At 33.3% G+C, this 17,384-nt stretch carries 19 protein-coding genes; 11 read left to right on the forward strand and 8 right to left on the reverse strand.

Going from position 1 to position 17,384, the window contains the following annotated elements:
* Nucleotides 1-523: 523 nt before the first annotated feature.
* The 5 genes from leuC (at nt 524) to leuB (ending at nt 6,089) form a co-directional block, all read left to right on the forward strand.
* Nucleotides 524-1,918: a 3-isopropylmalate dehydratase large subunit gene (gene leuC, locus ACHRVL_RS01725; protein WP_395409859.1), complete on the forward strand. Its 1,395-nt coding sequence runs from the start codon at nt 524-526 to the stop codon at nt 1,916-1,918.
* A gap of 150 nt (nt 1,919-2,068) precedes the next feature.
* Entirely contained in the window at nt 2,069-2,665 is a 597-nt protein-coding gene (leuD, locus tag ACHRVL_RS01730; protein WP_395409861.1) for a 3-isopropylmalate dehydratase small subunit, read from the forward strand.
* Between the two features lie 123 nt (nt 2,666-2,788).
* A complete protein-coding gene (locus ACHRVL_RS01735; protein ID WP_395409862.1) occupies nt 2,789-3,361 on the forward strand; it encodes an O-methyltransferase in 573 nt (190 codons plus the stop codon).
* Nucleotides 3,362-3,401: 40 nt separating this feature from the next.
* Nucleotides 3,402-4,925 carry an alpha-isopropylmalate synthase regulatory domain-containing protein gene (locus ACHRVL_RS01740; protein WP_395409865.1) on the forward strand — a complete coding sequence of 508 codons (1,524 nt, stop codon included), beginning with the start codon at nt 3,402-3,404 and terminating at the stop codon, nt 4,923-4,925.
* Between the two features lie 108 nt (nt 4,926-5,033).
* Complete coding sequence (gene leuB, locus ACHRVL_RS01745; RefSeq protein WP_395409867.1) at nt 5,034-6,089, forward strand: 3-isopropylmalate dehydrogenase; 1,056 nt, start codon at nt 5,034-5,036, stop codon at nt 6,087-6,089.
* A gap of 128 nt (nt 6,090-6,217) precedes the next feature.
* On the opposite strand, the gene ACHRVL_RS01750 is transcribed toward leuB, so the two are convergent.
* On the reverse strand, nt 6,218-6,568 hold the full coding sequence (locus ACHRVL_RS01750) for an RNA-binding protein (RefSeq protein ID WP_089053747.1): 351 nt from the start codon (nt 6,566-6,568) through the stop codon (nt 6,218-6,220).
* A 126-nt stretch (nt 6,569-6,694) separates the two neighbouring features.
* Nucleotides 6,695-7,186: a DUF6252 family protein gene (locus ACHRVL_RS01755; protein WP_395409869.1), complete on the reverse strand. Its 492-nt coding sequence runs from the start codon at nt 7,184-7,186 to the stop codon at nt 6,695-6,697.
* A gap of 197 nt (nt 7,187-7,383) precedes the next feature.
* On the opposite strand from ACHRVL_RS01755, the gene ACHRVL_RS01760 reads away from it, so the two are divergent.
* From ACHRVL_RS01760 to ACHRVL_RS01770, 3 genes are all read left to right on the forward strand, one after another.
* The gene (locus tag ACHRVL_RS01760) at nt 7,384-7,947 is read left to right on the forward strand and encodes a 30S ribosomal protein S16 (RefSeq protein WP_089053745.1); all 564 of its coding nucleotides are present in this window, start codon (nt 7,384-7,386) and stop codon (nt 7,945-7,947) included.
* Between the two features lie 15 nt (nt 7,948-7,962).
* The gene (rimM, locus tag ACHRVL_RS01765; protein ID WP_395409871.1) at nt 7,963-8,487 is read left to right on the forward strand and encodes a ribosome maturation factor RimM; all 525 of its coding nucleotides are present in this window, start codon (nt 7,963-7,965) and stop codon (nt 8,485-8,487) included.
* 84 nt (nt 8,488-8,571) lie between these two features.
* On the forward strand, nt 8,572-9,279 hold the full coding sequence (locus ACHRVL_RS01770; protein ID WP_395409872.1) for a tRNA1(Val) (adenine(37)-N6)-methyltransferase: 708 nt from the start codon (nt 8,572-8,574) through the stop codon (nt 9,277-9,279).
* On the opposite strand, the gene ACHRVL_RS01775 is transcribed toward ACHRVL_RS01770, so the two are convergent.
* The 6 genes from ACHRVL_RS01775 to ACHRVL_RS01800 all read right to left on the reverse strand — a co-directional run bounded on the left by ACHRVL_RS01775 (nt 9,276) and on the right by ACHRVL_RS01800 (nt 16,246).
* The gene (locus ACHRVL_RS01775) at nt 9,276-10,571 is read right to left on the reverse strand and encodes an HlyD family secretion protein (RefSeq protein ID WP_395409874.1); all 1,296 of its coding nucleotides are present in this window, start codon (nt 10,569-10,571) and stop codon (nt 9,276-9,278) included. The two genes, ACHRVL_RS01770 and ACHRVL_RS01775, sit on opposite strands and share 4 nt — an antisense overlap.
* 2 nt (nt 10,572-10,573) lie before the next feature.
* Nucleotides 10,574-12,766, reverse strand: a complete 2,193-nt coding sequence (locus ACHRVL_RS01780) for a peptidase domain-containing ABC transporter (RefSeq protein ID WP_395409876.1) — start codon at nt 12,764-12,766, stop codon at nt 10,574-10,576.
* A gap of 179 nt (nt 12,767-12,945) precedes the next feature.
* Nucleotides 12,946-13,137, reverse strand: a complete 192-nt coding sequence (locus ACHRVL_RS01785; RefSeq protein ID WP_123872341.1) for a hypothetical protein — start codon at nt 13,135-13,137, stop codon at nt 12,946-12,948.
* A gap of 514 nt (nt 13,138-13,651) precedes the next feature.
* Nucleotides 13,652-13,867: a hypothetical protein gene (locus ACHRVL_RS01790; protein WP_395409878.1), complete on the reverse strand. Its 216-nt coding sequence runs from the start codon at nt 13,865-13,867 to the stop codon at nt 13,652-13,654.
* Nucleotides 13,868-14,210: 343 nt separating this feature from the next.
* Entirely contained in the window at nt 14,211-14,402 is a 192-nt protein-coding gene (locus ACHRVL_RS01795) for a hypothetical protein (protein ID WP_089053738.1), read from the reverse strand.
* A gap of 284 nt (nt 14,403-14,686) precedes the next feature.
* Entirely contained in the window at nt 14,687-16,246 is a 1,560-nt protein-coding gene (locus ACHRVL_RS01800; RefSeq protein WP_395409880.1) for a vitamin K epoxide reductase family protein, read from the reverse strand.
* 494 nt (nt 16,247-16,740) lie between these two features.
* Between ACHRVL_RS01800 and ACHRVL_RS01805 the strand changes: the two genes are divergently transcribed.
* The 3 genes from ACHRVL_RS01805 (at nt 16,741) to ACHRVL_RS01815 (ending at nt 17,353) form a co-directional block, all read left to right on the forward strand.
* Nucleotides 16,741-16,878, forward strand: coding sequence for an rSAM-modified peptide (locus ACHRVL_RS01805; protein ID WP_395409882.1), 138 nt, complete (start codon nt 16,741-16,743; stop codon nt 16,876-16,878).
* 81 nt (nt 16,879-16,959) lie between these two features.
* Nucleotides 16,960-17,118: an rSAM-modified peptide gene (locus tag ACHRVL_RS01810; protein ID WP_089053734.1), complete on the forward strand. Its 159-nt coding sequence runs from the start codon at nt 16,960-16,962 to the stop codon at nt 17,116-17,118.
* Nucleotides 17,119-17,197: 79 nt separating this feature from the next.
* A complete protein-coding gene (locus ACHRVL_RS01815) occupies nt 17,198-17,353 on the forward strand; it encodes an rSAM-modified peptide (protein ID WP_089053733.1) in 156 nt (51 codons plus the stop codon).
* The last annotated feature ends 31 nt before the right edge of the window (nt 17,354-17,384 follow it).

Genomic DNA, 17,384 nt, shown 5'->3' on the forward strand with positions numbered 1-17,384 from the left:
TCAATTTACCAATTATGATATTTTAGTTTTCATTTAATTTCATTCTAAAAAACAAAAAAATACACTTCTTGGATGTCGTATTATTTTATCTAAAAAAAGACATTAAAAATGTTTCTAAAATCTAATTCTAAATACTTTTAAAAGTGTTTAAACGCCTGATTTCAAAAACAAAAAAAAGAAACCAAAACTACTAATTATTACTATTTTCACTCAATTTGTTACATATTTTCAAACAAAACACTCTTTTTTACAGCTATTTTGAAATAAATTTGCAAACTATCAAAACAAAAAACAATTAAGCAGGATTTAAGCAAAAAAAGAAAATCAAAATCAATTCTTTATACATTTTTAGACAAAAATTGAAGACAAAAAAAGCCATTTCGCAATTTGTATTTTAGTTTGGGTATCGTATATAATGAAATATTGAAATTGACGCCTTTGTATCTTTTTTTACTTTTGTTTTGCTATTATAATGAACAGGAAAATGCTGTAGTTATAGAAATTACATTTAAAAAAAATAAAAATGAGTAAGACATTATTTGACAAAGTATGGGATTCACATGTAGTGCGTAAAATTGAAGATGGACCAGATGTGTTTTTTATTGACCGCCATTTCATTCATGAAGTTACGAGTCCTGTTGCTTTTTTAGGATTAAAATCAAGAGGCGTTAACGTATTATATCCGGAACGTACTTTTGCAACTGCCGACCACAATACACCAACCATAAACCAACATTTACCAGTTCAGGATCCGCTTTCTGCAAATCAGCTTCAAGCTCTTGAAGACAATGCAAACGAATACGGAATTTCGCACTGGGGATTAGGTCACCAAAAAAATGGAATTGTACACGTAGTAGGTCCTGAAAACGGAATTACTTTGCCAGGTGCTACTATTGTATGTGGAGATTCGCATACGTCTACTCACGGTGCTTTTGGAGCTATTGCTTTTGGTATCGGAACATCTGAGGTTGAAATGGTGCTTTCTACGCAATGTATTATGCAGCCTAAACCAAAGAAAATGCGTATTAACGTAAACGGTCAATTGAGTAAAGGTGTTGGTCCAAAAGATGTTGCACTTTATATTATTGCTCAATTAACTACTTCTGGAGGTACAGGATATTTTGTTGAATATGCTGGTGATGTTTTTGAAAACATGACTATGGAAGGTCGTATGACAGTTTGTAACCTAAGTATCGAAATGGGTGCTCGTGGAGGAATGATTGCTCCTGACCAAACTACTTTCGATTTCTTAGAAGGAAGATTATACGCTCCAAAAGGAGAAGCTTGGACAAAAGCCGTTGAATATTGGAAAACTTTAAAAACTGATGCTGATGCTGTTTTTGATGCTGAATTAAACATCAAAGCTTCAGACATTGAACCAATGATTACTTATGGTACTAACCCTGGAATGGGAATTGGTATCTCAAAACATATTCCGAGCGCTGACCAAGTTGAAGGCGGTGAAGAAACGTACAAAAAATCGTTAGCTTATATGGGCTTCCACGAAGACGATGTTATGATTGGAAAACCAATCGACTATGTTTTCTTAGGAAGTTGTACAAACGGACGTATTGAAGATTTTAGAGCTTTCGCTGAAATTGTAAAAGGAAGAAAAAAAGCAGATAATGTTACCGCTTGGTTAGTTCCGGGTTCTCACGTTGTTGAAGCGCAGATTAAAGAAGAAGGTATTTTAGATATTCTTACTGAAGCTGGTTTCGTATTACGTCAGCCGGGTTGTTCTGCTTGTTTAGCGATGAACGATGATAAAGTTCCTGCCGGAAAATACGCAGTAAGTACTTCAAACAGAAACTTTGAAGGTCGTCAAGGTCCTGGTTCAAGAACGCTTCTTGCAAGTCCAATTATGGCTGCTGCAGCTGCGGTTACAGGAAAACTAACAGATCCTAGGGAATTATTCTAATTCCTGCTGTAAGCTTTAAGCAATAGGCTTTAAGCTTTTTACAGCAACTTAAAAAGGCTTACAGCTTATAGCTTACTGCCTAAAGCAAAAAAAATTAATACACTGTAGGAAAAGCCTAAAGCTTACAGCCTACAGCCTAAAGCAAAAAAAATGGCATACGATAAATTTAATATACTTACCAGCAGTGCAGTGCCGCTGCCAATTGAGAACGTAGATACAGATCAAATCATTCCGGCTCGTTTCTTAAAAGCTACAAAACGCGAAGGTTTTGGAGACAACCTTTTTAGAGATTGGAGATATAATGGAGATGATACTCCAAAAGCTGATTTCGTTTTAAACGATTCAACTTACTCTGGAAAAATCCTGGTTGGAGGAAAAAACTTTGGTTCTGGATCTTCAAGAGAACACGCTGCGTGGGCGGTTTACGATTACGGTTTTAGAGCTGTAGTTTCTAGTTTCTTCGCAGACATATTCAAAGGAAACTGTTTGAATATTGGTGTTTTACCAGTTCAGGTTAGCCCTGAATTTGCTGAAACTATTTTCAAAGCAATTGAAGCTGATCCTAAAACAGAATTAGAAATCAACTTACCAAATCAAACGATTACTTTATTGTCTACAGGACAACAAGAATCTTTTGCAATTAACGGATATAAGAAGAACAATATGATCAATGGTTTTGATGACATTGATTATTTGCAAAATATTAAAGAAGATATTAAAGCTTTTGCTGATAAACTTCCTTACTAACCATCAACCTATAAAAATGCAGTTACGTAAAACTTCAACTTTATAGTTGAGTTTCGTAACTGCTTTATATTTTAAAACTGATATTAAATAGCGACATGTAAACTAATTTATAACTTTCTAAAAATGAACGACAATAGTATTGTAGCGCCAAAATCATATTCGGAAATCAAAATTGATTCTGAAAAAATTTCGTTTTCAATGCCATCCGATTTACAAACAGGAAGTTTTCTTAGAACATTAATCGCAACAAAAATAGATGGTCATTTTTTGGAATTAGGAACAGGAACCGGGTTATCACTTGCGTGGATGATTGAAGGAATGAGCGAAAATTCGAATTTGATTTCGATTGACAATTCTTCAGAATATCAAAACATTGCAAAAAAGTATTTTCAAAAACCAAACATTTCATTTGTTTGCGAAGATGCCGAAAACTGGATTTTAAATTATAAAGACAAAAAATTCGATTTGATTTTTGCCGATGCCTGGCCTGGCAAATATGTCGTTTTAGAAGAAACATTAAACTTATTAAACTCTGGCGGAATTTACTTAATTGATGATATGCTTCCGCAAAGAAACTGGCCTGCAAATCATGATAAAAATGTCGAAAGACTTATTCAGGATTTAGAAAACAGAAAAGACATTCAATTGACTAAAATGTGCTGGTCAACAGGTTTAATTCTGATCACAAAAAAATAAAACAGCATCTGACTTATACTCAAAAGCTAACAATATAATAATGGAAAAAAGAAAAATTGAAATAATGGATACAACGCTCCGTGATGGTGAACAAACCTCGGGAGTATCTTTTTCTGCTGCAGAAAAACTAACCATTGCACAATTGTTGTTGGAGGAATTAAATATTGATAGAATCGAAATTGCTTCGGCACGCGTGAGCGAAGGAGAATTTCAAGCCGTAAAAGGCATTACGACATGGGCCGAAGAACGCGGCTATATTGAAAGAATCGAAGTTCTAACATTTGTTGACGGAGGTGTTTCAATTGAATGGATGAAAAAAGCCGGCGCCAAAGTACAGAATTTGTTGACCAAAGGCTCGATGAATCACTTAACGCATCAATTAAAAAAAACACCAGAACAGCATTTTTCTGAGATTGCCAAAATCATTTCTTTAGCAAAAGAAAACAACATTGAAACCAATGTTTACTTGGAAGACTGGAGCAACGGAATGCGAAATTCTCCGGATTATGTTTTTCAATTTCTTGATTTCTTGTCGACCCAGCCAATTAAAAGAATTTTACTTCCTGATACTTTAGGAGTATTAATTCCGTCTTTGGCTTTTGAATTTATTTCAAAAATCAGAGTAAAATATCCAACTATTCATTTTGATTTTCATGCACACAACGACTACGATTTAAGTGTTGCCAACGTTATGGAAGCTGTAAAAGCCGGCATAAACGGACTGCATGTTACAGTAAATGGAATGGGAGAACGCGCTGGAAATGCACCGCTCGAAAGTACTGTAGCCGTCATCAATGATTATTTGCCAGAAGTTAGTATCAATATTAAAGAGACTTCTTTATATTCTGTAAGCAAACTGGTAGAAACTTTTACAGGATATAGAATTCCTGCGAATAAGCCAATTGTAGGAGATAATGTTTTCACCCAAACAGCTGGAATTCATGCTGATGGAGATAACAAAAACAATTTATATTTTAACGATTTACTTCCGGAACGTTTTGGAAGAAAAAGAAAATATGCTCTCGGAAAAACTTCAGGAAAAGCCAATATCGAAAAAAATCTTCAGGAATTAGGTTTAAAATTAAACAACGAAGATTTGAAATTGGTTACTCAAAGAATCATTGAATTGGGCGACAAAAAAGAAACTGTTACCAAAGAAGATTTGCCATACATTATTTCAGATGTCTTGGACAGTCATACTTACGAGGAAAAAATAAAAATCGAGTCCTATATATTAGTGCACTCAAAAGGAATGCGTCCGTCTACAACTTTGTGCCTGAAATTTGGCGATGAAATCATCGAAGAAAACGCACAAGGCGACGGTCAGTTTGATGCTTTTATGAATGCTTTATCCAAAATTTACAAAAGCAAAAAATTAACGCTTCCAAAATTAATTGATTATGCAGTTAGAATCCCGCCAGGAAGTAGTTCTGATGCGTTGTGCGAAACCATCATCACATGGGTCAACAACGAAAAAGAATTCAAAACCCGCGGTTTAGATTCAGATCAAACCGTTGCAGCGATTATTGCAACACAGAAAATGTTGAATGTAATTGCTGATTAAAGATACAAAGGTTCAAAGTCGCAAAGGAACAGAGGTTTTTAAAATTTTGTTCCAAACCTTTGAACCTTTGAACCTTTGCCACTTTGAACCTTAAATAACAAATATAGAATGAAATTAAACATAGCCCTTTTAGCCGGAGACGGAATCGGACCAGAAGTAATAAATGAAGCTGTAAAAGTATCTGATGCTATTGCAAAAAAATTCGGACATGAAATCACTTGGAAACCAGCTTTAACCGGTGCTGCTGCAATTGATGCAGTAGGTGAACCTTATCCAGATTCAACACACGAAGTTTGTAAAAATGCTGATGCCGTTCTTTTTGGAGCGATTGGCCACCCTAAATATGATAACGATCCTTCTGCACCAGTACGTCCAGAGCAAGGTTTGTTAAAAATGCGTAAAGCATTAGGTTTGTTTGCAAATGTAAGACCAACTTTTACTTTCCCATCTTTATTAGATAAATCTCCTTTAAAAAGAGAAAGAATTGAAGGAACTGACTTAGTTTTCTTAAGAGAATTAACTGGCGGAATTTACTTTGGAGAAAAAGGAAGAAAAGACAACGGAGATACTGCTTACGACAACTGTGTTTATACAAGAGCGGAAGTTCAGCGTTTAGCTAAAAAAGGTTTCGAATTAGCAATGACACGTTCTAAAAAATTATGCTGCGTTGACAAAGCAAACGTTCTAGAAACTTCACGTTTATGGAGAGAAACAGTTCAGGCAATGGAAAAAGAGTATCCAGAGGTTGAAGTTAGCTACGAATTTGTTGATGCTGTAGCCATGCGTTTGGTTCAATGGCCAAACTCTTACGACGTATTAATTACAGAAAACTTATTTGGAGATATCTTAACAGACGAAGCTTCTGTAATTTCTGGTTCAATGGGATTAATGCCTTCTGCTTCTATGGGAGCTGAAGTATCTTTGTTTGAGCCAATTCACGGTTCTTATCCGCAAGCAACAGGATTAAACATCGCTAACCCAATGGCTACTATTTTATCTGCCGCTATGATGTTCGAAAACTTCGGATTGATGGAAGAAGGAAAAGCAATGAGAGATGCTGTAAACAAAGCTTTAGAAGCGGGAATAGTTACTGAAGATTTAGCTGATGGTGGCAAAGCATACGGCACTAAAGAAGTTGGTGACTGGTTAGCTGCGAATGTATAATTTTTGTTTCAAGTTTTATTTGTTTCAAGTTTCAGGTTTTTCAAACGTGAAACTTGAAACCTGAAACAAAAACAACAAAAAAAGGGATCAACTTTCGTTGATCCCTTTTATATATTTAGAAAAAAATATTAATATCCTCCTCTGTTACCACCACGGTCATTTCCACCACGGTTGTTTCCGTAACCTCCGCGAGAATCACCTCCACGGTTGTTATTGAAGCTTCTTCTTTCACCTTCAGGTTTTGGTTCAGATTTATTTACAACAATTGTACGACCTTGAACAGTAGCTCCGTTCAATTCATCAATTGCTTTTTGAGCTTCAGCATCGTTTGGCATCTCAACAAAACCAAAACCTTTGCTTCTTCCAGTAAATTTATCAGTGATAATTTTAACTGAATCTACTGCTCCGTAAGCCTCGAAAGACTCTCTTAAATCTGCTTCCTCAATACTGAATGGAAGGCTTCCAACAAAAATGTTCATATGTACTTATTTATAATAATGTAGCAAATGTAGTCTTATTTTTCTGTAATCTACTATATATTAGTTTATTTATGTTTTTATTTTGATTTTAATAATTCCTGTATAGAATATGTGTCTGAGAAAAAACTACAACTGATTTTCTATAATACTTGCTTCAATCGGCACTTTATAAAAGACGCCTTCTTTAAAGTTAATCTTGGGCTTTTCAGTATTAGTTTCATCATCATTTTCAGCAGTAAATTTAAACGTTCCAGAAATCGTATGGTTTACATTATCGTAATCAGTAATAACAATCTGTCCACTGCCTTTATCCGTACCTGTTGAAAATGCAGACAATTCTGTCGATAGTTTGTTTTCGTATGATGCCTTAGAAAGCTCATCATTTCCCAAAGCAAAAGTTTGTTCCGAAGTCGAAGCCATTTGCAAAATAACTTTTTCATACCCTAAAGAACCTTCTACCACTATACTGCCGTTTTCACCTAAATGAGCCTTATAAATTTGAGCTCTCCAAAAAACATTTTCTTTTAAGCCTTGAAAAGCAGGATTATTGAACTTTACATCTTCTGTACAAGATGCGACAATAAAAAAAAGCGATAAAAAACAAAAGTATTTTTTCATATCTAAGTCAATTTGATGCAAAAATACCGCATTAAGAGATAATTGCCTCAATAATAAGATGGAAAAGGCAAAAAAACAATAAAATTGGATTAGAAATGCATTTAATACTTTTTGAAACGTATTATTGATAAAAAAATTATATCTTTGCGCCCTTAATTAACAGAGGTCGAGTACCTCAAAATTTAATCAATAAGATTATGTCAGTAAAAATTAGATTACAAAGACACGGTAAAAAAGGAAAACCTTTTTACTGGGTTGTAGCTGCAGATGCACGCTCAAAAAGAGATGGTAAATACTTAGAGAAAATCGGTACTTACAATCCAAACACTAACCCAGCAACTATCGACTTAAACCTTGATAGTGCAGTTAAATGGTTACACAATGGTGCACAACCAACTGATACTGCTAGAGCTATTCTTTCTTACAAAGGTGCTTTATTGAAACACCACCTTGATGGAGGTATTCGTAAAGGTGCTTTAACTCAAGAACAAGCTGATGCTAAATTAGCTGCTTGGTTAGAGGCTAAAGCTGGAAAAGTTGATGCTAAAAAAGACGGTTTAACAAAAGCTCAAGCTGATGTTAAAGCTAAAGCTTTAAAAGCTGAAAAAGAAGTTAACGCTAAACGTTTAGCTGCTGCGGCTCAGGCTGAAGCTGATGCTATCGCTGCTGCAACTCCTGCAGTTGAAGAAGTTGCTGAAGTAGAAGCATCTACTGAAGAAGCTCCTGCTGCTGAAGAGAATAACGAAACAACTGAAGCATAATTTTACTTAGCGATAATGCATAAAGAAGAATGTTTTTATTTAGGTAAAATCGCTAAAAAATTTAGTTTCAAAGGTGAAGTTCTGATCTATTTAGACACAGACGAGCCTGAGTTATACGAAAATCTGGAATCAGTGTTTGTTGAACATAACAAACACTTGGTTCCTTTTTTTATTGAAACAAGCTCTTTACACAAAAACGACTTTCTTAGAGTTCGTTTTGAAGATGTAAATACCGAAGAAGATGCAGATGCTTTAGTTGGCAATGCCGCATATCTTCCTTTAACTATGCTGCCTAAACTTTCTGGCAACAAATTCTATTTTCACGAAGTAATTGGTTTTGAAATCGAAGATCAGCGTTTAGGTGTTTTTGGAAAAATTACTTCTATTAATGATTCTTCTGCACAGCCGCTTTTTGAAGTTTTAAATGGCAATGTAGAAATTTTAGTTCCAATGATTGATCATTTCTTGGTAAAAATTGATCGTGAGAACAAAAAAGTAATCATGAACCTTCCAGAAGGATTGGTAGAAATGTACTTGTAAAAAGTTGATTTGTTTAATCGGTTAATTGTTTAATCGAACACTAAACTTTCTATTAAAAACCTTTTTCATAAAATATAAATCACAATGTTTCAATTCAAGCAATTCTCTATTAATCAAGATCGTTGTGCAATGAAAGTTGGCACAGATGGTGTTTTACTTGGTGCGTGGGCTCCAATAAATCACAATCCGTTTAGTATTTTAGACGTTGGTGCAGGAACTGGAATTATTGCTTTAATGCTTGCGCAGAGAACAAATGCGGAACAAATTGATGCACTTGAAATTGATGAAGAAGCTTATGAACAAGCGGTAGAGAATTTCGAAAATTCTCCTTGGGGTGATCGTTTATTTTGTTTTCATGCTGGTTTAGATGAATTTATAGAAGAACCGGAAGACGAATATGATTTAATTGTTTCAAATCCGCCTTTTTATGCCGAAGATTACAAAACAGAGAATGAACAACGCGATTTAGCACGTTTTCAAGATGCAATGCCTTTTGAAGAACTTGTTGAAGCAGCCGATTTATTATTATCTGAAAACGGAATATTTGCTTTAATCCTTCCTTTTAAAGAAGAAGAAAAATTTATTGCATTAGCAAAAGAATCTGAATTATATCCCCTAAAAATTACTCGAGTAAAAGGAACTCCCGCTTCAGCTGTAAAACGTAGTTTATTGGCTTTTAGTCGAAATGAAAATTCTGAAATCGAAATTGATGAATTAGTTATCGAAATTGATCGTCACGTTTATACTCCAGAATATATTGAACTAACTAAAGAGTTTTATTTAAAATTTTAAACCTGCTCAAAAATACTTTTAAACTGATATAATATTCTTTCGATTAATCGTAAATCTTCTGTTACAATTTCGGCACTTCCTTTCATTTCCTGCTGAAACACAATTTGCTTTTTATAGGATGTTTCTAATCCATTTGGCAGTTCAACGTCTAACAATATATTTCCATCTTTATCAGGCACCAACGAAATATTACGGATTTTACCTTTTAGAACACCAAATTCTCTATCTGGAAAATTAGCTAAACGTATATTTACTTTTTGTCCAACTTTTATCTTTCCAGAATTTAATGCTGGTGCTTTTACTTTTCCAATAAAGCCGTTTTTAGCATCAGGAATAATCGAAAAAACATTGTCTCCCGCATTTATCGTTTGATTTTCTGTCCAAACCTGTAAAAAAGTAACCGTTCCGCTGATCGACGATTTTAGCGTATAGGTCAGTTCCCAATCTTTAATCACTTTTTTAAGCTGGTAAAATGACTGCGCCATATTTCGTCCTAAGTTTACTTCCTCTTTAGTGCTGTTTATCTGCGAATTCTGACTTGATTTTGTATTATCAATCAAAGAGGACTTTAATTGTGAAATCGAAGCCAAAAGACCTCGATAATTCTTCTGTGCTTGCAGGAAACTCAATTTCTTAGCCTCCATTTCTTGTGCAGAAATAATCCCTTTTGCAAAAAGGACTTCGAAACGTGCAACTTCATTTTTTTGAAGCTGAAGTTCGCTTTCGTTAATCAATTTTTGCTGCTGAAGAATATCTAATCGTTCTTTTATTTGAATTTTCTCAGAAACTTGCGCTCTGTTTTCAATTGCAAATGGCTGCAAATCATGATTTAATTCCTGCGCTTGATAATCCTTTTGAAAAACGGCGTAAGCACTTTCAATTTCACCCAATTGTGTATTTTTTAATTGTGCAAAAGGAAATTCTTTTTTAGGATCATTAATATTATAGCTGTCTATTATGCTTTTTAATAAAAAAACATCTTTATAATTGGCTGTGTTTTCAATTATTGCAAGCGTTGTATTCTTAGAAACGATTGTTTTATCTTTTACTAAAATAGCTTCAATCCTTCCAGAGGACTTTGAAACTATTTTTTCTGGCGGAATATTGGTTGTAATTACAATTTCGGTATTTACAACATCTGGATACTTTATGAACCAGGAAACAAAAAAAAGAAGCACTATAATTACAAATATCAAAACTGTACCCCATCGAATCATCCAATGCGGTACTTTGGTGAGAATGTCTTGAACTTCTTCGCTTCTTAATTCGAACGTGTTATTTTCTTCTGCCATAATTAATTTCCTAACTGCAATTGATTTTTAACCAATTCAAAATAATTTCCTTTTTGTTCTACCAAAGAGGTATGCGATCCTATTTCTATAATTTTTCCTTTATCTAAAACTACAATCTGATCTGCATTCATAACCGTACTTAATCGATGAGCAATTACAACTACTGTTTTATTTTCAAAAAACAAACCAAGTTTTCTCATTATTTCCTTCTCATTATTGGCATCCAAAGCTGATGTTGCTTCATCAAAAAATAAAATTTCGGGGTCTTTATAAACAGCTCTTGCAATTAATAATCTTTGTTTCTGTCCAGTACTCATCCCTACTCCTTCTGCTCCAATTTTTGTATTATAACCAAGAGGAAGCTCACTGATATACTCCTTAATATTGGCCACATCAGCTGCATAAACTAAACGTTCTTTATTAATAACATCAACTCCAAAAGCAATATTATTAGCAATGGTATCACTAAAAATAAAGCCTTCCTGCATAACTGCACCAATATTAGAACGCCATGCTTTTTGAGAAATATTTTTCAGCTGCGAATTACCAATAGTTATCTCTCCTTTTTCGGGCTCATAAAACTTAAGCAGCAGCTTCATCAAAGTAGTTTTACCGCTTCCGCTGACGCCCACTATAGCGGTTATTTTATTTGGCGGAATCACAAGACTTAAATTATCTAAAACAGGAATATCAGAGCCTAAATAGCGGTACGAAATATTCTTGATTTCGATTGGAGCATCAAAAGGAACATCATTTGTTTGATGAACTTCTTGTTGAGTTTCATCTTCTTTCTCATGAATTTCAGACAATCTTGCCAATGATATTTTAGCATCCTGCAATTCTCGTACAAACTCAATAAGCTGTGTTACCGGCCCATTTAAACTTCCTACAATAGAACTGATTGCCAGCATCATCCCCAATGTAATTGAACCGTCGATAACTAGTTTTGCCGATAGAAATATGATGAAGATGTTTTTTAATTCGTTGATGACCGAAGAGCCAATTGTTTGTGTTTGTTCTAAAACCAACCCTTTTATGGAAACTCTAAACAATCTAGCCTGTACATATTCCCAGCTCCAGCGTTTTTGTTTTTCGGCATTGTGGAGTTTAATTTCCTGCATTCCATTTATAAGCTCCATCACTTTGCTCTGCTCCTGCGAGACTTCGGCAAAACGTTTATAATCTAAAACTTCTCTTCGTTTTAAAAACAAGGTTATCCATCCAAAGTAAAGAAGGCTTCCAACAAAAAAGACTAAAAATATCTTTAGATTAAAATAGGCTAAAACGGCTCCCATCACAAACATGTTTATAATAGAAAACAAGACGTTCAATGATGATGTAGTTAGGATTTTCTCAATTCGGCGATGGTCATTTATACGCTGCATAATATCACCCGTCATTCGCACATCAAAAAATGAAATGGGCAGATTCATTAGTTTAATAAAAAAATCCGAGATGAGTGAAATATTGATGCGGGTCGAAAGATGCAGTAATATCCAACTCCTGATAAGCTCTAAGCCTGTTCTTCCTGCAAATAGAAATAACTGCGCAAAAAGAATTAGATAAACGAAATGAATATTCTGATTCTGTATTCCAATATCTACAATACTTTGTGTTAGGAATGGAAAGATAAGCTGCAGCATACTGCTCGCTAATAAACCTATCGACAATTGAATCAAAAATGATTTATAGCGAAGTACATATTGCGAAAGTAATCCAAAGCCAATTCCTTTAGCATCTTCCTTATCAAATTCAGATTGGAAAAATTTTGGTGTAGCCTCAATCAATAAAGCAATACCTTCTTGAGTCGAATCATCGGCGTTATTTCCAATCCAAAATTTAAGAAAGTCCTCTTTATTATATTCAATTAAACCAAAAGCAGGATCTGATATATAATAAGTCCCTTTTTTAATTTTATAAAGTACTACATAATGATTTTTGTTCCAATGTAAAATGCACGGAAGCGGTGCTTCTTCAAGTCGCTCTGCACTTAGTTTTACGCCTAAAGTTCTAAAACCAATTTTTTCTGCAGCATCACTCAAAAAAAGCAAATTACTTCCCTCACGAGTCGTTTCGCTTGCATCGCGCAGCTCCTGAATATTAATTGTTTTACCATAATGTTTAGCTATAATCTTTAAACATGTTGGCCCGCAATCTTTAAAATCTGCTTGTTTGTAACTGGTGAATTTTTTCAACTCTGCTATTTGGGTTTATTCATAACAATATTATACAAAAAATCTTAAAATATAAATCAGTCTTTAATTAATCAACTAAGTTTCACCTTTTATAATTGGTTTTCAACTAATCTATAAAAAAACAAGAAAGCTTTGTTAAAAAACAACAAAGCTTTCTTTACTTTAAATATATTTTATGGTTAGCTGTCTAGCGGACAACCGTCCTCAATAACCGAAGCACAAGTTTCACCATCACCTGGACGTATAATACCTGCAAAAATATTTGTTCCTGGACAATAACAGGCCTCTATACCAGGTCCTCCGCCCATAATGTTTTTCTTTTCATTAACTCCTAAAACTTCAATACCAATTAAATCTTTTAATTTTTTCATGATTTGTTTTTTTGATTTGTTAATACTTCAATCATTTTAAGACAGTCGAAGCCTCTGTCTGTTTAATTTAAAAACATCGTAGTATTTTTATTACTATTAAATTCTATGACAAAAAAAAGAGAGAACTAATCCCCCCCATACATATAAAATACTGCTTGCAGCACCACTTCTCTTGGAGATGGCACTTGATCAGCCCTAACCAAATAAAACTAACCCAGTGACCACTTTTCCTGAGAATCCCGACACCAATCATCAATGTGGGGATATTTGCTCAATGTTCCACGATCGAGCGCCTACAAATTAAAAAAAACATGACTAAATTTTAAAAAAGGCTGTTTCTATATTACTTTATATAAGTTTCAAAAATTAATCGAAAGCAAAAATTTTATAAAACTCTCATCCAATATCAAAGTATATGCAATTATGGTTTTAAATACCTAAATACTCATAAATACACTACAACTTTTTGCTGATTTTGAATAGTATTATTAATTAAAAAATGCTCTGAAATTTTTTATTCAAATGGAAACTTACAATTCCCTGTACTACCTTCATTCAGTGCTGGGATTGTTCCATCAGGGCAATATGTAAAACAAGAATTACCGCCTGTACCAGGACAAGAACAACGACAATTTGATGGAGGATTAATTGGGCCTCCTCCTTTTATATTTTTTTGCTCAGCTACACTTAACAAAAAAGTGTCTTTTTGGTTTAAAATGTTTTTTAACATAGTTTTTTGTTTTATTGTTAATACTTCAATTATTCTAACATATCTGACTATATATCAGCTCACTATAGCAATTCAACTATATTTGTCTTACTATAAAAAAAAAGAACTATTTCTATTACCACTATATCTTACTAAAACCATTTTTTCTCTAGGAGATGGCACTTGATCAGCCTAACCAAATAAAACCAATCGAGTGACCACTTTTCCTGAGAATCCCGACACCAATCATCAATGTGGGGATATTTGCTCAATGTTCCACGATCGAGCGCCTACAAATTAAAAAAAACATGACTAAATTTTAAAAAAGGCTGTATCTATATTACTTTAAATAATTTCAAAAAAATTAGCAGCAAAGTCGATTTGTATCACAAATACCAGCTTCCATATTTATTGGACATGTTCCGCCACTTGGTATCAACACGCATCCAGCTTCTATTGCATATACCCAGCATTCCGGAATACCGCCTTTTATTGTTTTCTGCTCATTTTTACTAATATGCTGAGCATGTTTCAGATTTAAAATTTTCTTTAACATTACTATTTTAATTTATTTTCGAATCTTTTACAATTGCACAATCTTAATTTACACCAGCGTAATTCAAATCTAACGAGTAATACTCGGCACAATCTTCAAAGGTCAAACCAGATCTACTATACCATGTATCACATTTTGGACTAGTTTCTTTAACGTTTGTACCTACTATTGTTTTTTGTTCACTGGCAGTAATCTCTTGCGATCCTTCCAGATTTAAGATGTTTTTTAACATAACTCTTGATTTATTCGGTTTGGGGGGTAACTCTATCTTATTCTATTCGAAACTAAGCTGTTTTTTCAAGAACTGCTTCTTTCGGTTCTGCAAAATCATTTAAAAAGTACTTCAATTCATTTAGCTCATATTCGTTTGGGAACAAGCTCTCATTTACAATTTTCACCGGAGTATAATTGAAGTTATTTTTAGAACACCATTCATACTGCTTATTTATTTCTTGTTTAACAACCATACTCACTGAATCAACATGCCATTTTTTCAACCATTTTTTCAGACTCATTTTTTTAATATGCCAATCTGAAATTGCTTCGACTGTTTTTCCTGGAGTTGATCTGTTTATTGACAAAAGCCTTTCGACAACAACTTTATATGGATTATCGACATTTTCAGGATTAACATTAAATAATACATTCAAAAATATTTTATCAGGAAATTTCAATACTAAGTCAAAAGCTTCTTGAAATGTTTTATGACAGTGTACACAACTTGGGCTTACGATTACAGTAAGTTTTACAGCAGCGCTTCTATTTCCAAAATTTAATCCTCTTAAATCTTCAAGTCCATTTGTATAAGAAACTTTTTTAGACAAGAAATCAAGTAATGAATAGTTTCTTTTAAACTTCTTTAGCTCTTTTAAAGTGTTTTCATTACTAAGAACATCTTTAGCAATTGATTTTATAACAAACCAAATTGGCACAAGAAGAATTAAAGAAAAAAGAAATGGAAAAATCGTCTCAAAACTAAAATTCAATGTGAACAAGTCTGATGAAAACCAAATTAAACTTTGAGTAAAAATCAAAAACGAAACCATTAAACACATTACACACCATTTTTGAAGTTCAAATTTTTGAATCCATATAGATGATACAATTACAGGAATTGCTAATAAACTCAAGAATCCAACAAAAACAGATGAACTTAAAGGCTGTACTAAAATTGCTATAAATGATGCTCCAAAGAAAAGCAGCGGGAGATCAGAAAAACTAATCCATTTGTCACTATAATGTTCATCGAAATTTAGTACTGAGCTGCATGATGAATTTGCACTTAGATTACAAAACTTTGAAATAACACCATTTTTAAAACCTAGTTTTTCTTGAACGATTAAAATACTAACAACTAATCCTAAAGCCGAGGTTAGTAAAAATATACTGCTATAAAAAGTATATACATTATAAAAAAACGATAACCCAGCTAAAAGCAAAAATGGCAAGAAGTATTTTAATCCGCTTAATTCAACTTTTAAATTTTCTCTTGCTACAACATTATTAGGTTCGATTGCTACAATTACTCCATTCCAATCTAAAAGAAATTTATCATATGATATTTTCTGAACTCCTTTTTTTATAGTGCTGATTCGAACAAAGTTTTTTGCTCGCTCAACCAATGTTAATTCATCTTTAAAATAAGCCAAAAAATTTGAAGGCAGATCAACAATCTGCTCTTTAGAAACTCTCACTGCAGCATTCTCGATTGACAGTAAATCGAAAGAATCTGTTATGGCAAATAAACTTGGATAATTAGGATGAGAAAGAAACAAATCCTTAAACTCATTTTTCACTTCTGAGTATCTGTTTATTTGAAGAAATTTTTGAATAAGTTTTAACATCCTTTGGACTGGTTTAAATCATAATTACAGTACAAATATTGCTGTTTTTATTCAAAAAATAATCCTAAAAGCACACATTTTATCAATTATACTACATACAATTTATAAATTATAACTAGTACAATATAGTATTCAATTATTTGAAAATCAATACAGTACAAATCAAAATAACCGTTCAAAAACCTCAAAACCCTAATTTCGATCAAGGGTTTCTCATTTTATCTAGTTTTGACAAATCAGAAAACATAAAATGCAAAAACGCAACAAATCATAAACTAAAATTTAAAGATTTCTGAATAAAAAAAGCATCTGAAAATTGTAAAAAAACAAGGTTCAAAAAAGAAGATTTACTGCCCTTAAAATCTTTCAAAATGATCTGCGAAAACAATTATTGAGTTATTCATTCAACTAAAAAAAATACCCAAAAACTCCAAATCTTGACAGAAGGCCTACTGCATTTATTAAAAAATTAGCAACCCTAAAAACACCAAATCATGTCAAATCTGAAACAAAAACTAGAAGATTTTAAAGGAGAAAAATTATCCGAAAAACAACAAAAAATAGTACGAGGAGGAGGAATTACACCCTCTTCTATTGACCCTGGAAAAGGAGGATTGGGAGGTACCAATTAAAAAAAAACTTAAAAAAAACTCCAAATCTTGATTAGAACCTGCCCCTGTTTTAAAAACCCACAACACTAAAAACATTAAAACATGTCAAATCAAAAATTAAAATTCGAAGATTTTCAAGGAAAAGAATTATCCAAAAAACAACAAAAAATGGTACGAGGAGGAGACGATACTGATACCGACGTAACTCCGCCGCCGCCGCCAGTTGATCCTGGAAAAGGAGGATTAGGAGGAGTAAACTAACAGCTTCTCTTAAAACACACCTTTATTCAAAACAAGAATACTACACTTTTAAAACCCACAACACTAAAAATATCAAATCATGTCAAATCAAAAATTAAAATTCGAAGATTTTCAAGGAAAAGAATTATCAAAACAACAACAACAAATGGTACGAGGAGGGGACGATAATAATACGGATGAAACTCCTCCAACTCCTGTTGATCCTGGAAAAGGAGGTTTAGGAGGTGCTAATTAAAATTTAATTCCTAGAAATGTTACTTTGAGTA

The sequence above is a fragment of the Flavobacterium sp. FlaQc-28 genome, assembly GCF_044007415.1.
Classification (GTDB): Bacteria; Bacteroidota; Bacteroidia; order Flavobacteriales; family Flavobacteriaceae; genus Flavobacterium.

Bases quoted from the DNA above. Each gene is read 5' to 3' on its own strand.
- leuB (WP_395409867.1), top strand. From the start codon at position 5,034: ATGAAATTAAACATAGCCCTTTTAGCCGGAGACGGAATCGGACCAGAA.
- ACHRVL_RS01815 (WP_089053733.1), top strand. From the start codon at position 17,198: ATGTCAAATCAAAAATTAAAATTCGAAGATTTTCAAGGAAAAGAATTA.
- ACHRVL_RS01790 (WP_395409878.1), bottom strand. From the start codon at position 13,867: ATGTTAAAAAACATTTTAAACCAAAAAGACACTTTTTTGTTAAGTGTA.
- ACHRVL_RS01755 (WP_395409869.1), bottom strand. From the start codon at position 7,186: ATGAAAAAATACTTTTGTTTTTTATCGCTTTTTTTTATTGTCGCATCT.
- rimM (WP_395409871.1), top strand. From the start codon at position 7,963: ATGCATAAAGAAGAATGTTTTTATTTAGGTAAAATCGCTAAAAAATTT.
- ACHRVL_RS01775 (WP_395409874.1), bottom strand. From the start codon at position 10,571: ATGGCAGAAGAAAATAACACGTTCGAATTAAGAAGCGAAGAAGTTCAA.
- ACHRVL_RS01735 (WP_395409862.1), top strand. From the start codon at position 2,789: ATGAACGACAATAGTATTGTAGCGCCAAAATCATATTCGGAAATCAAA.
- ACHRVL_RS01800 (WP_395409880.1), bottom strand. From the start codon at position 16,246: ATGTTAAAACTTATTCAAAAATTTCTTCAAATAAACAGATACTCAGAA.
- ACHRVL_RS01740 (WP_395409865.1), top strand. From the start codon at position 3,402: ATGGAAAAAAGAAAAATTGAAATAATGGATACAACGCTCCGTGATGGT.
- ACHRVL_RS01760 (WP_089053745.1), top strand. From the start codon at position 7,384: ATGTCAGTAAAAATTAGATTACAAAGACACGGTAAAAAAGGAAAACCT.
- leuD (WP_395409861.1), top strand. From the start codon at position 2,069: ATGGCATACGATAAATTTAATATACTTACCAGCAGTGCAGTGCCGCTG.
- ACHRVL_RS01795 (WP_089053738.1), bottom strand. From the start codon at position 14,402: ATGTTAAAGAAAATTTTAAATCTGAAACATGCTCAGCATATTAGTAAA.
- ACHRVL_RS01805 (WP_395409882.1), top strand. From the start codon at position 16,741: ATGTCAAATCTGAAACAAAAACTAGAAGATTTTAAAGGAGAAAAATTA.
- ACHRVL_RS01785 (WP_123872341.1), bottom strand. From the start codon at position 13,137: ATGAAAAAATTAAAAGATTTAATTGGTATTGAAGTTTTAGGAGTTAAT.
- ACHRVL_RS01750 (WP_089053747.1), bottom strand. From the start codon at position 6,568: ATGAACATTTTTGTTGGAAGCCTTCCATTCAGTATTGAGGAAGCAGAT.
- leuC (WP_395409859.1), top strand. From the start codon at position 524: ATGAGTAAGACATTATTTGACAAAGTATGGGATTCACATGTAGTGCGT.
- ACHRVL_RS01810 (WP_089053734.1), top strand. From the start codon at position 16,960: ATGTCAAATCAAAAATTAAAATTCGAAGATTTTCAAGGAAAAGAATTA.
- ACHRVL_RS01770 (WP_395409872.1), top strand. From the start codon at position 8,572: ATGTTTCAATTCAAGCAATTCTCTATTAATCAAGATCGTTGTGCAATG.